The organism is Pseudomonas sp. P5_B2 (genome assembly GCF_056400445.1).
Genome location: NZ_JBFULH010000995.1, coordinates 1 through 1,190, shown reverse-complemented (window position 1 = coordinate 1,190; position 1,190 = coordinate 1). Strand labels below are relative to the sequence as shown.

The window sequence follows — 1,190 nt, the reverse complement described above, 5'->3', positions numbered from 1 at the left end:
CCTTCTTTTGCTACCCCCTATCCCCGTAACAATCCTCAGTGGCTTCCTCGGCGCCGGCAAGACCACGCTGTTGCGCCATCTCCTCAAGGCCGAGCACGGGCTGAAAATTGCCGTGATCGAAAACGAATTCAGTGATGCCGGTATCGATACCCAACTGTTGGGTGACGAGCCGGTACAAGTCATGACGCTGTCCAACGGCTGCGTCTGCTGCACCATCCACACCGATCTGACCAAGGCGCTTTACCTGTTACTCGAACGCCTGGACAGCGGCGAAATCGCCTTCGACCGTTTGGTGATCGAATGCACCGGCCTGGCCGATCCGGCTCCGGTGGCGCAAACCTTTTTCATCGACGAAGAACTGCGCGAGCGCTACATCCTCGACGGCATCATTACCCTGGTAGACGCGGCGCACGCCGAGACTCACCTGACCCAAACCATCGCCCAGGCGCAAATCGGTTTCGCCGACCGCTTGCTGGTGAGCAAACGCGATCTGGTGGACGAACCGACCTTCACCGCATTAAGTGAGCGCCTGACCCGCATCAACCGACGCGCACCCATCCGCGTGGTGGATCACGGCAAGATCGACTTGGCCGAATTGCTCGACGTGCGCGGTTTTAACCTCAATGCCGACCTCGGCGGCGGCGTGAGTTTGCGCCCGGTGAGCAAAGCCCCTTCCATCGACCGCATTTCCAGCCTGGTGTTGCGCACCGACAAGCCGCTGGATATCGACAAACTCAGCGAGTTCATGAATGAGCTGCTGGAGGATCACGGCAAGCAGTTGCTGCGTTATAAAGGCGTGTTGAATATTGCAGGTGAGTCGCGGCGGATGGTGTTTCAGGGTGTTCTGAAGTTGTACGGTTTCGACTGGGATACCGAGTGGGCTGAGGATGAAGTACGGGAAAGTGTGATTGTGTTTATTGCGGATGAACTACCGGAGGAGAAGATTCGTAAGGGGTTTGAGAGTATTGCAATAGACTAAGTTTTTTGTGCTTGTGAGGTTGGGGGGTAGTTACATTCGGTTTAAGTTTGTGGGGCGCTTTGTATTTTGTTTGATGCTAATTTTATTGAGTGCCATTTACGGCATCAACTAATTTAGTATTGGAGAATTGTATGAAAGAGCAAATCCTGGAAATGTCTGGCGATTTCGATAGCGAGTTCGAAGCCTACGTGATGCGTGGTATTAACAAGAT

At 53.9% G+C, this 1,190-nt stretch carries 1 protein-coding gene; it reads left to right on the top strand.

Annotated elements, in window-relative coordinates; all coding sequences use genetic code 11:
• The first annotated feature begins 7 nt into the window (after positions 1-7).
• Positions 8-979, top strand: a complete 972-nt coding sequence (gene yjiA, locus AC1DRJ_RS28620) for a GTPase (RefSeq protein WP_477805100.1) — start codon at positions 8-10, stop codon at positions 977-979.
• The last annotated feature ends 211 nt before the right edge of the window (positions 980-1,190 follow it).